The following is a 14,274-nucleotide window of genomic DNA, read 5'->3' as shown; positions in this document are numbered from 1 at the left end:
CGCAGGCAAGCCAGCTCCGACAAGGATCGGGTACAGTCAGCTCACACACGGTTATTTGTGAGCCCTCATGCCCTTCCTCGCCCGCACCCACCCTCGCCTCTCCGCCGCCGCCGTGCTGGGCCTTGCCGTCGGCATCCTGGTTCCCGCCGACAGCCTCACCAGCAAAATCCTCATCGGCTGGAACGCCGGCGTCTGGACCTATCTGGCGCTGATGCTGTGGCTGACCATCCGCGCCAAGGCCCCCGACGTCAAACGCATCGCCGAAGTTGAAGATGAAAACGCCGGGCTGGTGCTGTTCATGGTGTGCATCGCGGCCATCGCCAGCCTGGCGACCATCACCTTCGAACTGGTCGGCAGCAAAGACCTGCCCACCACCGCGCGCCTGCTGCACTACGGGTTTACCGGGCTGACGGTGATCGGTTCGTGGTTGCTGATCGGGGTGATTTTCAGCGTGCATTACGCGCGGTTGTATTACACCTGGGACGGCAAGGAGCCGGCGCTGCGTTTTGCCGAGGGGCTGACGACGCCCAATTACTGGGACTTCCTGTACTTCTCATTCACCATTGGCGTGGCGGTGCAGACCTCGGACGTAGGCGTAGCAACACGTTCCATGCGCAAGGTGGTGCTGGGGCAATCGCTCATCGGGTTTCTATTCAACACCGCGATCCTCGGTTTCTCGATCAATATCGCGGCGGGGCTGTTCGGCTGAGACCGAGCGGGACGCACCGGCCATCAGTCTTTGCCCTACAACTTCTTGACGACTTTCCTACTTTAGTGGTTTCCTGAAACCGGTTTCAGCCATACCCATAAAATAAGAAGGTCGATGACCGTGAACAATTTCTCAGCCGCCCAGCGCAGCCGCGTGACCATGCTCGACGTGGCCCAACACGCCGGCGTGTCCAAGGCCAGCGTCTCGCGTTTTATCGGCGACGACCGCGCCCTGCTCTCCGATGCCATCGCCCTGCGCATCGAACACGCCATCGAACAACTCGGCTACCGCCCCAACCAAATGGCCCGTGGCCTCAAACGTGGGCGCACGCGCCTGATCGGCATGCTCGTCGCCGATATCCGCAACCCCTATTCCATTGCCGTGATGCACGGCGTCGAAACCGCCTGCCGCCAGCACGGCTACAGCCTGGTGGTGTGCAACACCGACCGCGATGACGAACAGGAACGCCAGCACCTCGCCGCGCTGCGCTCGTACAACATCGAAGGGCTGATCGTGAACACCCTCGGCCATCACCTCGACCAACTGCTGGAACTGCAACGGGAAATGCCCCTGGTGCTGGTGGACCGCAAGGTGGAGACACTGCACAGCGATCTGGTGGGGTTGGATAACCGCGCGGCGGTGCGCATGGCCGTTGAGCATCTGGAACAACAGGGCTACCGCGATGTGCTGCTGGTGAGCGAAGCCACAGATGGCACCAGCTCGCGGTTGGAGCGCTTACACAGCTTCAAGGCCGAGATTGCCGGCCGCCCGCAGCTGACCGGTGCTGTAGTGGAACTGGACGGCGCACTGGAGAAACACCTGCAAACCTTTCTCGCCAAACCCGGTCCCAAAGCGCTGTTCTGTGCCAACGGCGTCGCCGCGCTGGCCTGCACTCGTGCGCTCAAGCAGCTGGGCTGCAATCTGTTCGACGACGTCGGCCTGATCGCTCTGGATGACCTGGACTGGTACCCGCTCGTTGGCAACGGCATCACCGCCCTCGCCCAGCCCACCGAGGCCATCGGCGCCAGCGCGTTCGAGTGCCTGCTCAAGCGCCTGCGCGGCGACACCGAGCCGACACGCACCCTGGATTTCCTGCCCGAACTCATCATCCGAGGCTCAACACAATCCATTGTGGGAGCTGGCTTGCCTGCGATGACGGCATTCCAGCCGACAATTTAACCGCCTGATACACCGTCATCGCAGGCAAGCCAGCTCCCACTTTTTGATTTGCGCTTAAAAATGAAACCGGTTTCAGAGGTAAACAACAATGCATAAATACCCCGTCTCCATCAGCCTTTCCAGCTACGGCGCCGACCTGGTCCGCCAGCAGGGCCAATTGAGTTTTGTCGAATTGCTTGCCGCCGCCGGTGCCCAGCGCATCGAATGGCGCGAAGAGTTGCTGACCGACGAACAGCCCGCCGAACTGGCCCACGCTGCCGCGCAGCATGACTTGCAATCAGTCTTCTCTTCGCCCCTGGAACTGTGGGTCGCCGGCCGCGCCCAGCCCAACGGCGAACTCGCCGCCACCCTCGACCGCGCCCAGGCTTTCGGCGCGCGCTGGCTGAAAGTCTCCCTCGGCTACTTCACCGACACCAACGACCTGGACAGCCTGCACGCCCTGCTCAACCGCCACCCGGTGCAGTTGCTGGTGGAAAATGACCAGACCCTGCACGGCGGGCGCATCGAGCCGATGCAGCGTTTCTTTACCGAGGTCGAACGCCTGGGCCTACCGATCAAGATGACCTTCGACATCGGCAACTGGCAGTGGCAGGACCAATCCGCCCTCACCGCCGCGCGCCTGCTCGGCCGGCATGTGGATTACCTGCACTGCAAGGCCGTGGCCCGCCGCGCGGACGGCAAACTCGTCGCCCTGCCGCCCGGCGCCACCGACCTGCACCTGTGGGAACAATTGCTCAAGCACATGACTCAAGGGATTACCCGGGCGGTGGAATTCCCGCTACAGGGCGATGACTTGATCGCGGTCACCGCGCAGCAGGTCACCAGCCTCGCCCACCTTGGCCAACCCTGCGCGGAGAACGCCCATGTCTGAGATCGATATCCTCTCGTTTGGTGAAACCATGGCGATGTTCGTCGCCGAGCAGACCGGCGATCTGGCCCAGGTCGCGCAGTTCCACAAGCGCATTGCCGGCGCCGACAGCAATGTCGCCATTGGCCTGTCGCGCCTGGGTTTCAACGTGGCGTGGCTGAGCCGCGTGGGCAATGATTCCCTTGGCCGCTTTGTGGTGGACACGTTGCAAAACGAAGGGCTGGATTGCACGCACGTGGCCGTTGATCCCCTGCATCCGACGGGCTTTCAGTTCAAGTCCCGCGAAGAAGCCGGTGCCGATCCCCAGGTGGAGTACTTCCGCAAGGGCTCGGCGGCCAGTCACCTGTCGGTTGCGGCGATCAGTCCGACCTTGCTCAACGCCCGTCACCTGCACGCCACCGGGATTCCGCCCGCGTTATCCGAGGCGACCCGCGAGCTGTCGATGGAGCTGATGACACAGATGCGCAGCGAGGGGCGCAGCGTGTCGTTCGACCCCAACCTGCGCCCCTCGCTGTGGGCCAGCCAGGCGCAGATGATCCACGAGATCAACGCCCTCGCCAGCCTGGCCGACTGGGTCTTGCCGGGCCTGGGCGAAGGCCGCCTGCTCACCGGTTTTGATGACCCGGCGGATATCGCCGCGTTCTACCTCGACCGTGGCGCCGAAGCCGTGGCCATCAAGCTCGGCGCCGACGGTGCTTACTACCGCACGCACTTGGACCAAGGGTTTATCGCCGCCGTGCCCGTGGCCAACGTCGTCGACACCGTTGGCGCCGGCGACGGTTTTGCCGTGGGCATGATCAGCGCCCTCCTGGAAAACCTCAGCTTCCCCGAGGCCGTGCAGCGCGGTAACTGGATCGGCAGCCGCGCCGTGCAAAGTCGCGGCGACATGGAAGGTTTGCCCACCCGTCTGGAGTTACCCGTTCAAGCCGTTGCCTAACCCACTACCTGTTGCCACAACTACAACAAGCTCAGGAGCAACCCCATGGAAACCGTGAAACTCGCCACCCGCCGTTGGTGGTACATCATGCCCATCGTATTTATCACCTACAGCCTGGCCTACCTGGACCGCGCCAACTACGGCTTCGCCGCCGCCTCCGGGATGGCCGAAGACCTGATGATCACCCCCGGCATGTCGTCGTTGCTGGGGGCGCTGTTTTTTCTCGGTTACTTTTTCTTCCAGGTGCCGGGGGCGATCTACGCGCAAAAGCGCAGCGTGAAGAAGCTGATTTTTGTCAGCCTGATCCTCTGGGGCGGCCTGGCCACGCTGACCGGCGTGGTGTCCAACGCCTACATGCTGATCGTCATTCGCTTCATGCTTGGCGTGGTCGAAGCCGCCGTAATGCCGGCGATGCTGGTGTACCTGTGCCACTGGTTCACCCGTGCCGAACGCTCGCGCGCCAACACCTTCCTGATCCTCGGCAACCCAGTGACCATGCTGTGGATGTCGGTGGTGTCGGGCTATCTGGTGCAGCATTTCAGCTGGCGCTGGATGTTTATCATCGAAGGTTTGCCCGCCGTGCTGTGGGCGTTTATCTGGTGGCGCCTGGCCGATGAGCGGCCAAAAGACGCGAAGTGGCTCAGCGACAGCGAAAAGCACAGCCTGGAAACCGCCCTCGCGGCCGAACAGGTGGGCATCAAGGCGGTGAAGAACTATGGCGAAGCGTTCCGTTCGCCGAAGGTGATCATCCTCGCGCTGCAGTTCTTCTGCTGGAGCATCGGCGTGTATGGCTTTGTGCTGTGGCTGCCGTCGATCCTCAAGGCCGGGTTGCAGATGGACATGGTCGAGGCTGGCTGGCTGTCGGCGCTGCCGTACCTGGCGGCGGTGATTGGCATGTTGGTGGTGTCGTGGGGCTCGGACAAGCTGCAAAAACGTAAACGCTTTGTATGGCCGCCGCTGCTGATTGCGTCCGTCGCCTTCTACGGTTCCTACGCCCTGGGTGCCGAACACTTCTGGTGGTCCTACACCCTGCTGGTGATCGCGGGCGCCTGCATGTATGCGCCCTACGGTCCGTTTTTTGCCATCGTCCCGGAGATCCTGCCGGCCAACGTCGCCGGTGGCGCCATGGCGCTGATCAACAGCATGGGCGCCCTCGGCTCGTTCGGCGGTTCATACCTGGTGGGTTACCTCAATAGCAGCACCGGCTCGCCCGGCGCCTCGTACCTGCTGATGAGCGGCGCGCTGCTGCTGTCGGTGGTGTTGACGATTTTCCTCAAGCCCGGCGCCAGCGACCGCGCGCCGACGCCAACCCTCGAATTGAAGGTCAAGACCGCATGAAAAAGTCTGTCGTGTTGTACAAGAAACTCTCCGCGCCCTTGATGGCCCGCCTGCATGAACAGGCCGACGTCACCCTGATCGAAGCGCTGGACGCCACCGGCCTGGCCAAACTGCGCGATGCCCTGCCGGGCGCCCACGGCCTGCTCGGCGCGAGCCTGCGCCTGGATGCCCAATTGCTGGACCTTGCGCCGCAGTTGCAAGCGGTGGCCAGCGTGTCGGTAGGCGTCGACAACTATGACCTCGATTACCTGACCGCGCGCGGCATCCTGCTCAGCAACACCCCCGACGTGCTCACCGAAACCACCGCTGACACCGGCTTTGCGCTGATTCTCGCCACCGCCCGCCGCGTGGTCGAGTTGGCCGACATGGTGCGCGCCGGCCAATGGAACAAAAACATCGGCCCCGCGCACTTTGGCAGCGATGTGCACGGCAAGACACTGGGCATCATCGGCATGGGCCGTATCGGCGAAGCCCTGGCCCAGCGCGGGCGTTTTGGCTTTGGCATGCCGGTGATCTACCACAGCCATTCGCCCAAGCCGTTGGTGGAGCAGCGTTTTGGCGCGCAGTACCGCAGCCTCACGGAGTTGCTGCAACAAGCCGACTTTGTCTGCCTGACGTTGCCGCTGACGGCCGAAACAGAAAAGCTGATCGGCGCCGAAGAATTCGCACTGATGGGCCCGGACACGATCTTTATCAACATCTCGCGGGGCAAGGTGGTCGACGAAGCGGCGCTGGTGGAGGCGTTGCAACAACGCACCATTCGCGCGGCAGGGTTGGATGTGTTCGAGCGTGAGCCGCTGAGTCACGACTCTCCGTTGCTGCGCTTGAACAATGTGGTGGCGACGCCGCATATCGGCTCGGCCACCCATGAGACGCGGGAGGCGATGGCCAAGTGTGCAGTGGATAATCTGCTGCAAGCGTTGGCCGGGGAAAGGCCGAAGAACCTGGTGAACCCAGCGGCTTGGCCTCAGTAACCCTGACACACCGCTGAAAAAACTGTGGGAGCTGGCTTGCCTGCTCCCACAAGGGTTATGCGGTGGCTATCAGATCACAAAACGCGCCACCATCCCATTCAGATCCACCGCCAAACGCGACAGCTCATGGCTGGCCGCGCTGGTCTGGTTGGCACCCGCTGCCGACTGGGTCGCCAGGTCGCGGATGTTCACCAGGTTGCGGTCCACTTCGCGGGACACCTGGGCCTGTTCTTCCGACGCGCTGGCGATCACCAGGTTGCGTTCGTTGATCAGGCTGATGGACTGGGTGATCTGCTCCAGTGCCACACCGGCAGCGCGGGCCATTTCCAGGGTGTTTTGCGTGCGTTGATTGCTTTGCTGCATCGATTGCACGGCTTCACCGGTGCCGTTCTGGATGCCGGCGACCATCTTTTCAATCTCCTGGGTGGACTGCGCCGTGCGATGGGCCAGGGCCCGCACTTCGTCGGCCACCACCGCAAAACCGCGCCCGGCTTCACCGGCGCGCGCCGCTTCGATGGCGGCGTTGAGTGCCAGCAGGTTGGTCTGCTCGGCAATCGCGCGGATCACGTCCAGCACCTTACCGATATCACGGCCTTGGGTGGCCAGGCCTTCGATCAACACGGACGTGTTTTGCACGTCCTGGGTCATGGTCTGGATCGCGCCGACGGTCTCCACTACACGGTCGCGGCCTTCACGCGCCGCCTGGTTGGACTGGCTGGACGCTTCGGAGGTGGACACCGCATTGCGCGCCACTTCTTCCACCGCCGCCGTCATTTCGTTGACCGCCGTGGCGGCCTGGTCGATTTCGTTGTTTTGTTGTTGCAGGCCCTTGGACGCCTCTTCGGTGACCGCGCTCAGCTCTTCTGCCGCCGAAGCCAGCTGGGTGGCCGAGCCGGCGATGTGCTGGATGGTCTGGCGCAGGTTGGCCTGCATCGCCGCCAGCGCGCCCAACAGGCGAGCCGGTTCGTCCTTGCCATCGTCTTCGATGGTTTTGCTGAGGTTACCAGCGGCGATAGTCTCGGCCACTTCCACCGCTTTGCGCAAAGGGGCGACGATGCTGCGCGTCAGCAACCAGGCCAGCAACACCGTGAGCAGTGCGGCCGCGACCGACACCACAATCACGCCCGTGATAGCGCCCTGGTAGCTTTGCCCGGCCTCAGCGTCGGCATCCTTGGCATCGGCCGCATTGATGGCGATCAGCTTGTTCAGTTGCTCGCCCATCTGGTCGGTGCCGTCCTTGATCCGGGTATTGATCAGGGTACGCATGTCCTCGACCTTGCCTTGCTTGGACAGGGTCAGCATCTCGGCCTGGGCCTTGAAGTAGTTGTCGAGGGTGGCGACAAACGTCTTGTACAACGCGGCCTCCTCCGTACCGGCAGGCAGCGCCGCGTAACCGACTTGAGCCGCTTTCACCTTGTCGGCCAGAGCGCCCATGCGTGTTTCAGCTTCTTGCAGGCCCGCCGGTTCACGGTTGACCAGCACGCGGAACGACAGGATACGCAGGCGCAGCACGTTCTCTGTAATAGAGCCCAGATACGTCACGCTGGGCACCTGGTTCGCGCTCATGTCCACCGACGATTGGCGTATCTGCGTCATGCGGTTGACCGCAAACACCCCCAATAAAACCACTAACAACGCAATAAAAGCGAAACCGAGAAACGCGCGTGGGGCGATATTCAGCTGACGAAGTGACATAGGGGGTGCTCTCAGAAGTAGTGTTTGCGAGCGTCCCTGCTGCGAAACGATCAGCCGGCGTCAACGCGCCATCCTGACCTTTGGTCACCACTGTTGTCATTGGAATGTGGGCCTATACGAGGTATCGGCAGGCTCTGTCGATTTATGCAGGGGGTTTATAAATATTTTTTTACACTTCTGACGCTAGGCAGTTTCTGGCATCCTGCGCCTCCATTTTCTGACCCGAGCCCGCATTTTGTCTGACGCTCAACCCCCCCGCCCCCGTTATAAATCCGACCTGATCTACGGCCTGGAAGACCGCCCGCACTTCACCGCGGCGATTTTTGCCGCGTTGCAGCACGTGCTGGCCAGTTTTGTCGGCATCATCACGCCCACGCTGATCGTCGGCGGCGTGCTGGGCCTGGAAAGCGAAGTGCCGTACCTGGTGAGCATGGCGCTGTTTGTGTCGGGGCTGGGCACGTTTGTGCAGGCACGCAAGTTCGGGCCGATTGGTTCGGGGCTTTTGTGCCTGCAAGGCACCAGTTTTTCGTTTATCAGCGTGATCCTCAGCGCCGGGTTTATGGTCAAGGCCCGGGGCGGCGGCACCGAGGAGATTCTCTCGACGATCTTCGGCATCTGCTTTTTTGCCGCGTTTATCGAAGTGGTGCTGAGCCAGTTCATCGGCAAACTGCGCATGCTGATCACCCCGGTGGTCACCGGCACCATCATCACCTTGATGGGCTTGTCGCTGATCAAGGTCGCGGTCACCGACATGGCCGGCGGCTATGGCGCCCAGGACCTCGGCGCGGCCGCCAACATGGGCCTGGCGGCATTGGTGCTGATGACCATCGTGGTCCTCAACCGATTCAGCAACCCGTTCCTGCGTCTGGGCTCGATCGTCATCGGCCTGACCCTGGGCTTTGTAGTGGCCTGGATGATGGGCCGCGTGGACATGGCGGCGTTGCCGCAGGTGCCGTTGATCAGCGTGCCGGTGCCGTTCAAGTACGGCTTTTCGTTCGACTGGGTGGCGTTTATCCCGGTGGCGGTGATCTTCCTGATTTCGCCGTTGGAAGCCGCCGGTGACCTGACCGCCAACTCGATGATTTCCCAGCAGCCGGTCAAGGGCCCGCTGTACATCAAGCGCATCAAGTCGGGCCTGTTGGCCGACGGCCTGAACTCGGCGATGGCTGCCACCTTCAACAGCCTGCCGATGGTCACCTTCGCGCAGAACAATGGCGTGATCCAGTTGACCGGCGTGGCCAGCCGCTACGTCGCCTACTTTATCGCCGGCCTGCTGGTGCTGCTGGGGCTGTTCCCGATGATTGGCGCGGTGCTGCAACTGATGCCCAAGCCGGTACTCGGTGGCGCCACCCTGATCATGTTTGGCACCGTGGCGGTGGCCGGGATCAAGATCCTCGCCGAAGCCGGCCTGCACCGCCGCAACGTGCTGATCGTGGCGATCTCCCTGGGCATGGGCCTGGGCGTCGCCGCCGTGCCGGAAGTGCTGCGCGACCTGCCCAAGGCGCTGCACAACATCTTCGAATCGCCGATCACCGTGGGCGCATTCTGTGCAATCCTGCTGAACATTTTCCTGCCGGAAGAGTTCATAGAGCTGGAAGAAGATGAATTTGATCCGGAGTCCTCTACCCTCAAAGTGATGCAGGACCCGGACGTCACGAAATAAGGGACACTTTTTATGCGCAAGCTCATGGTTCTATCGTTACTGCTACTGACCCTGAGCGCCTGCGCGCTGTTCCCCAACCGTGACCCGGTGAATATCAATGTGGTGGGCATCGAGCCCCTGCAAAGCCAGGACCTGGAGGTGCGCTTCGCCGTGAAGCTGCGGGTGCAAAACCCCAATGAAACGGCAATCGACTACAACGGCGTGGCCCTGGACCTGGAGGTCAATGGCCGGCCGTTGGCGTCGGGGGTGAGTGATCAGGCTGGCACCATCCCACGTTTCTCCGAGACCGTTCTGATGGTGCCGGTGAGTGTTTCGGCGTTTTCCGTGTTGCGTCAAACCCTGGGCCTGAGCCAGACGCAAAACCTGAACAACCTGCCCTACGTGCTGCGGGGCAAGCTGGCGGGCGGGCTGTTTGGCACGATGCGCTTTGTGGACCGTGGCACCCTGGACCTGCCGAACACCGCCACCTGGTAACAGCCATGCAACCCACCTTGTTCACCGAACGCCTGATCCTGCGCCCACTGACCCTGGATGACGCCGAGGGCGTCCAGCAGCAGTTCCCCCATTGGGATGTGGTGCGTTACCTCAACGCCCTGGTGCCCTGGCCCTACCCGGCCGAAGGCGCCCTCGACTATCTGCAACACGTCGCGCTACCGGCCATGGCCCGTGGCGAGGAATGGCACTGGTCGATCCGTCTGAAAAGCGCGCCGGAGCAGCTGATCGGCAATGTCAGCTTGATGGATGAGGTGGATAACAACCGGGGGTTCTGGCTTGGGCCGCAGTGGCAGGGGCAAGGCTTGATGGGCGAAGCCAGCGCAGCGGTGACTGACTATTGGTTTGGCGTGCTGGAGCGGCCGGTGTTGCGGGTGCCGAAGGCGGCGCCCAACCTGGGGTCGCGGCGGATCTCCGAGCGTGAGGGGATGCGGCTGATCAGGACGGATGAAGGCGAGTTTGTTGAAGGCACCTTCCCACGGGACATTTGGGAGATGACCCGCGCGGAATGGCTAAAATCCAAATCCCCCAGCCAATAGAGAACTAATGTGGGAGCTGGCTTGCCTGCGATAGCGGTGTGTCAGCTTGCACATCTTTAGCTGATGTACCGCTATCGCAGGCAAGCCAGCTCCCACATGTTTAATCCCTGTTTCAGTCAGTGATATAGCGCACGCCCGGTTTGGCGCGTTCATCCACGACCAACTCAAACACATCCGGCCGGGCATAGTGCCCCACCACGTCATAGTCATACCGCGCCCGCACCAGTTCATCGGTGTCGATCTGCGCCGTCAGCAACCCCGTCTCGCCCACCAGCGGCCCCGCCAAAATATCGCCCATCGGCCCGACAATCACACTGCCGCCCGCAATCAACGGGCGCTGCGACGGCCAGTTGGCTACCTCCACACCCAACGCTTCGGGCGAGGCCTGCACCTGGCACGCGCTCACCACAAAACAGCGCCCTTCATGAGCCACATGGCGCATGCTCACCTGCCACATCTCGCGCTCGTCCACGGTGGGTGCACACCACACCTCGACACCCTTGGCGTACATCGCGGTGCGCAGCAGCGGCATCATGTTTTCCCAGCACACCGCCCCACCGATACGCCCGACTGCGGTGTCGATCACCGGCAAGGTCGAACCGTCGCCCTTGCCCCAGATCAGCCGTTCGGTACCGGTGGGCATCAACTTGCGGTGCTTGGCCACCAGGCCGCCTGTGGGTTCGAAGTACAACACGGTGCAATACAGCGTGCTGCCACTGCGCTCGATCACGCCGATCACCAGGCTGGCACCGGTGCGCGCCGCCAGGCCGGCCAATGCGTCTGTCTCGGCGCCTGGCACATCGATGGCGTTGGCAAAATACCGCGCAAAGGCTTCACGACCTTCCGGCAGGCGATAACCCAGTTGGGTGCCAAACCCTTCGCCTTTGGGATAGCCACCGAGCAACGCCTCGGGCATCACCACCAATTGCGCGCCGCTGCGCAGGATCTCGTCCTCATAGCCAAGGATTTGCGCCAGGGTTTCAGCCTTGCCGCTGGGCAAGGCGCCGATTTGCAGGGCCGCTACTGTGGAAACAGGCATCTTGATCACTCCGGATAGTGGGGGTTGCCCATTCTCCCGCTCGCCGCGATCATGAATAAAGCCCCCTTCAGTGCTGAATGATATGAGCCAAATGAATATCGACAAGATCGATCTCAACCTGCTGAAAACCTTCGAAGCCCTGCACGATGAGTCCAGCGCCAGCCGCGCGGCGTTGCGCCTGGGGGTGACGCAATCGGCCATCAGCGCAGGGCTGCGGCGTTTGCGCGAGGTGTATGGCGATCAGTTGTTTGTGCGCACCGGGCGCGGTTTGGCGCCCACTGTGCGGGCCAATCAGTTGAAACCGGTGATCAGTGAAGCGTTGGACCGTTGCCGGCAAAGCCTGGCCATGGTCAACCCGGATAACCAGCAGTATCAAGGGCGCTCGGTGGTGCTGGGCTTGTCCGATGATTTCGAGATTGCCTACGGGCGCCGGTTGATGGCGGCCATCGCACAGCGTGCGCCGAAGCTGCGGGTGATCTTCCGCCAGACCCACAGCCAGATTGTCGCCGCCGCCCTGCTCGACCGCAGCCTGGACCTGGCGATTACGGCGGGCGGTTTTGCCCAGGGCCGCTTGAGCCGCCAGGTCCTGGGAGAAGGCGACTACCGTTGCCTGCTGGACTCGGACCAGGCAAGCATCGACCTGGACGAATTCGTCACGCGCGAGCATGTGTTGGTGTCGTCCGGCGGGTTTATCGGGATTACCGATGAGGGGCTGGCAGCGCAAGGGTTGAGCCGCCAGGTGTGCGCCTCCACCAGCCATTTCGCCGCGCTGCCGTTTCTGCTCAAGGGCAGTCATGCCGTGGCGACCATTCCCGGGCATGCGGCCCAGGCCATCGCCGAGATGAGCGGCTTGCGGGTACTGCCCTGCCCGCTGGCACTGCCGCGTTACCCGGTGGAGCTGGGCTGGCGCACGCAGGCGCAGTTGGACCCGCTGTTGCTCAAGGTGCGTGAAGCGATTGTGGCGAGCTTTACTTGGCCGCAGCCATCAACTTGTTGACTTCACTGCGCACCATGTTGGAGAACTCTGGCGGCGACATGCCGTCGAGTTCCGCGCGTACCCATTCAGCCCACTTGCCCTTGCGCTTGGCGCGTTCGCCGAACAACCGCGCCGCTTCGCCCTTGGCCTTGCCCAGGTTGGTTTGCCACAGGTCGTAGAGGCGCGACTTTTCATCTTCCAGCTCAGCGCGTTCGGCGAGGGTCTTGTTGGCCAGATTGAAGCTCATGTTGAATTACCTGCTGCACAAATAGGCGACATCTTACACTGTAGGTCGAATTTTCTTGATTGGGATTTGGCGCAAAAACGCCGGCCGGCAAAAAAACTGCAACTTTTGCCGACACCCGACACTCCATTGTTCACTGTCACATTCACTTGCAAGGAGTCGCCCAATGGCCCGCAAAACTGCCGCCCAAGCTGTCGAGGAACAAATCAAGGATCAAGCCTTCAGTGAGCTGACGGCGTTGATCGAAGAGTCGGACAAACTGCTCAAAAGCAGCGCTGCCCTGGTGGGTGAAGAAGGTGAAACCCTGCGCGAACAGGTCGCCATCAAGCTCAAGCAAGCCCTGGACTCGGTGTCCAGCGTGCGCGAGCGCAGCAAGCCGGTGGTGGATGCCACCGAAACCTACATCGGTGGCCACCCTTGGCAGACCGTGGCGATTTCCGCAGGTTTTGGCCTGGTGGTCGGCCTGCTGCTGGGCCGTCGCAACTAAGTACAACCGGCTGCGCCCTGGGCGCAGCCGTTTTATCCGGCGTTTGCCAGCGCCCGCAGGTTTCGCAACTCCTCGGCATCCACCACGATCCCTTCCTGCTCGGACTTCGCCCGCGCACGGTGCCGACGATCCCCAGGTAACCGGCGCAACCCCGCCGCATGCATCTGCCGCACCAGTTCCTGGCTGCGCTCAGCGAACGCCTGGCCGCTGGTTTTGCTTGGGTCGATGAGGATCAGCAGTTGCCCGGTCCAGGGCGTACGGGCGCCGGGATGGTCCGACCAATCGAATTCAAACGAGAAATTGCCGCCGGTCAACGCCGCCGCAAGCAACTCCACCATCATCGACAAGGCCGAGCCCTTGTGCCCGCCAAAGGGCAGCAACGCGCCGCCTTCAAGAATCGCCTTGGGGTCTTGCGTCGGCTGGCCCAGGCCATCGACGCCCATACCCGGCGGCAGGCGCTCGCCCTTGCGTGCGGCGATCTGCACGTCACCATGGGCGATGGCGCTGGTGGCCAGGTCAAAGACAATCGGCAAGCCATCGGCACGCGGTGCGGCGAAGGCGATGGGGTTGGTGCCGAACAGCGGGCGGTCGGCACCGTGGGGCACCACGCAGGTCATGCTGTTGACCACGCTCAACGCCACCAACCCTTGCTCGGCGAAGGGTTCGACATCCGGCCACAAGGCCGCGAAGTGATGGGAATTGTGGATCGCCAGCAAGGCAATCCCGGCGCTGCGGGTTTTCTCCACCAGCAGCGCCCTGGCGGCTTCCAGTGCCGGCTGGGCAAAGCCGTTGCCGGCGTCCACCCGCACGAACCCCGAGGCCACATCCGTGACCTGCGGCACCGCACGACCATTCACCCAGCCACTGGCCAGGGTACTGATATACCCGGGGATACGGAAAATGCCATGACTGTGGGCGCCATCGCGTTCGGCGCTGGCGCAGTTGTTGGCGAGGATCGCAGCCACCTCGGGCGAGGTGCCATGGCGCTCGAAAACCTGTTGCAGCAGCGTCACCAGCGCGCCGAACGCGATAGCGACATTAGAACCCTCAACGACCTTGGACGGGGTAGACATCTGAAGCTCCGAATTATGATTGGAAGGGGCAACAAGACGGGTAACTCAAGCCTGCGATTAA

Annotated in this window: 15 protein-coding genes; 11 read left to right on the top strand and 4 right to left on the bottom strand. The window is 62.5% G+C overall.

Features of this window, described 5'->3' with window-relative positions; genetic code table 11:
• The first annotated feature begins 67 nt into the window (after positions 1-67).
• The 6 genes from ACU688_RS12240 (at position 68) to ACU688_RS12215 (ending at position 6,005) form a co-directional block, all read left to right on the top strand.
• Positions 68-709 carry a DUF1345 domain-containing protein gene (locus tag ACU688_RS12240; protein WP_448184904.1) on the top strand — a complete coding sequence of 214 codons (642 nt, stop codon included), beginning with the start codon at positions 68-70 and terminating at the stop codon, positions 707-709.
• A gap of 120 nt (positions 710-829) precedes the next feature.
• On the top strand, positions 830-1,888 hold the full coding sequence (locus ACU688_RS12235; protein ID WP_448184903.1) for a LacI family DNA-binding transcriptional regulator: 1,059 nt from the start codon (positions 830-832) through the stop codon (positions 1,886-1,888).
• A gap of 88 nt (positions 1,889-1,976) precedes the next feature.
• A complete protein-coding gene (locus ACU688_RS12230) occupies positions 1,977-2,759 on the top strand; it encodes a sugar phosphate isomerase/epimerase family protein (protein WP_448184902.1) in 783 nt (260 codons plus the stop codon).
• Positions 2,752-3,693, top strand: a complete 942-nt coding sequence (locus tag ACU688_RS12225; protein WP_448184901.1) for a sugar kinase — start codon at positions 2,752-2,754, stop codon at positions 3,691-3,693. Before ACU688_RS12230 ends, ACU688_RS12225 begins: the two co-directional genes overlap by 8 nt.
• Before the next feature lie 45 nt (positions 3,694-3,738).
• Complete coding sequence (locus ACU688_RS12220) at positions 3,739-5,031, top strand: MFS transporter (RefSeq protein WP_448184900.1); 1,293 nt, start codon at positions 3,739-3,741, stop codon at positions 5,029-5,031.
• A complete protein-coding gene (locus ACU688_RS12215; RefSeq protein WP_448184899.1) occupies positions 5,028-6,005 on the top strand; it encodes a 2-hydroxyacid dehydrogenase in 978 nt (325 codons plus the stop codon). The genes ACU688_RS12220 and ACU688_RS12215 overlap by 4 nt, the downstream gene beginning before the upstream one ends.
• Before the next feature lie 69 nt (positions 6,006-6,074).
• Here the strand turns inward: ACU688_RS12215 and ACU688_RS12210 are convergent, their stop codons facing one another.
• The gene (locus ACU688_RS12210) at positions 6,075-7,700 is read right to left on the bottom strand and encodes a methyl-accepting chemotaxis protein (RefSeq protein WP_448184898.1); all 1,626 of its coding nucleotides are present in this window, start codon (positions 7,698-7,700) and stop codon (positions 6,075-6,077) included.
• Positions 7,701-7,935: 235 nt separating this feature from the next.
• Between ACU688_RS12210 and ACU688_RS12205 the strand changes: the two genes are divergently transcribed.
• From ACU688_RS12205 to ACU688_RS12195, 3 genes are read left to right on the top strand one after another with little or no spacing between them, the layout of a single operon-like run.
• Positions 7,936-9,363 carry a nucleobase:cation symporter-2 family protein gene (locus ACU688_RS12205; RefSeq protein ID WP_448184897.1) on the top strand — a complete coding sequence of 476 codons (1,428 nt, stop codon included), beginning with the start codon at positions 7,936-7,938 and terminating at the stop codon, positions 9,361-9,363.
• A gap of 12 nt (positions 9,364-9,375) precedes the next feature.
• The gene (locus tag ACU688_RS12200; RefSeq protein ID WP_448184896.1) at positions 9,376-9,837 is read left to right on the top strand and encodes an LEA/WHy family protein; all 462 of its coding nucleotides are present in this window, start codon (positions 9,376-9,378) and stop codon (positions 9,835-9,837) included.
• A 5-nt stretch (positions 9,838-9,842) separates the two neighbouring features.
• Positions 9,843-10,394, top strand: a complete 552-nt coding sequence (locus tag ACU688_RS12195; protein WP_448184895.1) for a GNAT family N-acetyltransferase — start codon at positions 9,843-9,845, stop codon at positions 10,392-10,394.
• Between the two features lie 112 nt (positions 10,395-10,506).
• Here ACU688_RS12195 and ACU688_RS12190 read toward each other — a convergent pair whose 3' ends face one another.
• Positions 10,507-11,433, bottom strand: a complete 927-nt coding sequence (locus ACU688_RS12190) for a carbon-nitrogen hydrolase family protein (protein WP_448184894.1) — start codon at positions 11,431-11,433, stop codon at positions 10,507-10,509.
• 82 nt (positions 11,434-11,515) lie between these two features.
• Here ACU688_RS12190 and ACU688_RS12185 point away from each other — a divergent pair, with 82 nt between their 5' ends.
• A complete protein-coding gene (locus ACU688_RS12185; RefSeq protein ID WP_448184893.1) occupies positions 11,516-12,430 on the top strand; it encodes a LysR family transcriptional regulator in 915 nt (304 codons plus the stop codon).
• Here the strand turns inward: ACU688_RS12185 and ACU688_RS12180 are convergent.
• Positions 12,402-12,656 carry a hypothetical protein gene (locus ACU688_RS12180; protein WP_003190904.1) on the bottom strand — a complete coding sequence of 85 codons (255 nt, stop codon included), beginning with the start codon at positions 12,654-12,656 and terminating at the stop codon, positions 12,402-12,404. The two genes, ACU688_RS12185 and ACU688_RS12180, sit on opposite strands and share 29 nt — an antisense overlap.
• A gap of 163 nt (positions 12,657-12,819) precedes the next feature.
• Between ACU688_RS12180 and ACU688_RS12175 the strand changes: the two genes are divergently transcribed.
• Positions 12,820-13,140 carry an ElaB/YgaM/YqjD family protein gene (locus ACU688_RS12175; protein ID WP_017738628.1) on the top strand — a complete coding sequence of 107 codons (321 nt, stop codon included), beginning with the start codon at positions 12,820-12,822 and terminating at the stop codon, positions 13,138-13,140.
• A gap of 32 nt (positions 13,141-13,172) precedes the next feature.
• Here ACU688_RS12175 and ACU688_RS12170 read toward each other — a convergent pair whose 3' ends face one another.
• Positions 13,173-14,213 (bottom strand): Ldh family oxidoreductase, encoded by a 1,041-nt coding sequence (locus ACU688_RS12170; RefSeq protein ID WP_448184892.1) that lies wholly within the window; start codon positions 14,211-14,213, stop codon positions 13,173-13,175.
• Between the last annotated feature and the right edge of the window lie 61 nt (positions 14,214-14,274).

This window comes from Pseudomonas acericola (SeqCode) (assembly GCF_053456465.1).
Note: the sequence above shows the minus strand (reverse complement) of the source record. Positions and strands in the feature narration are given on the sequence as shown.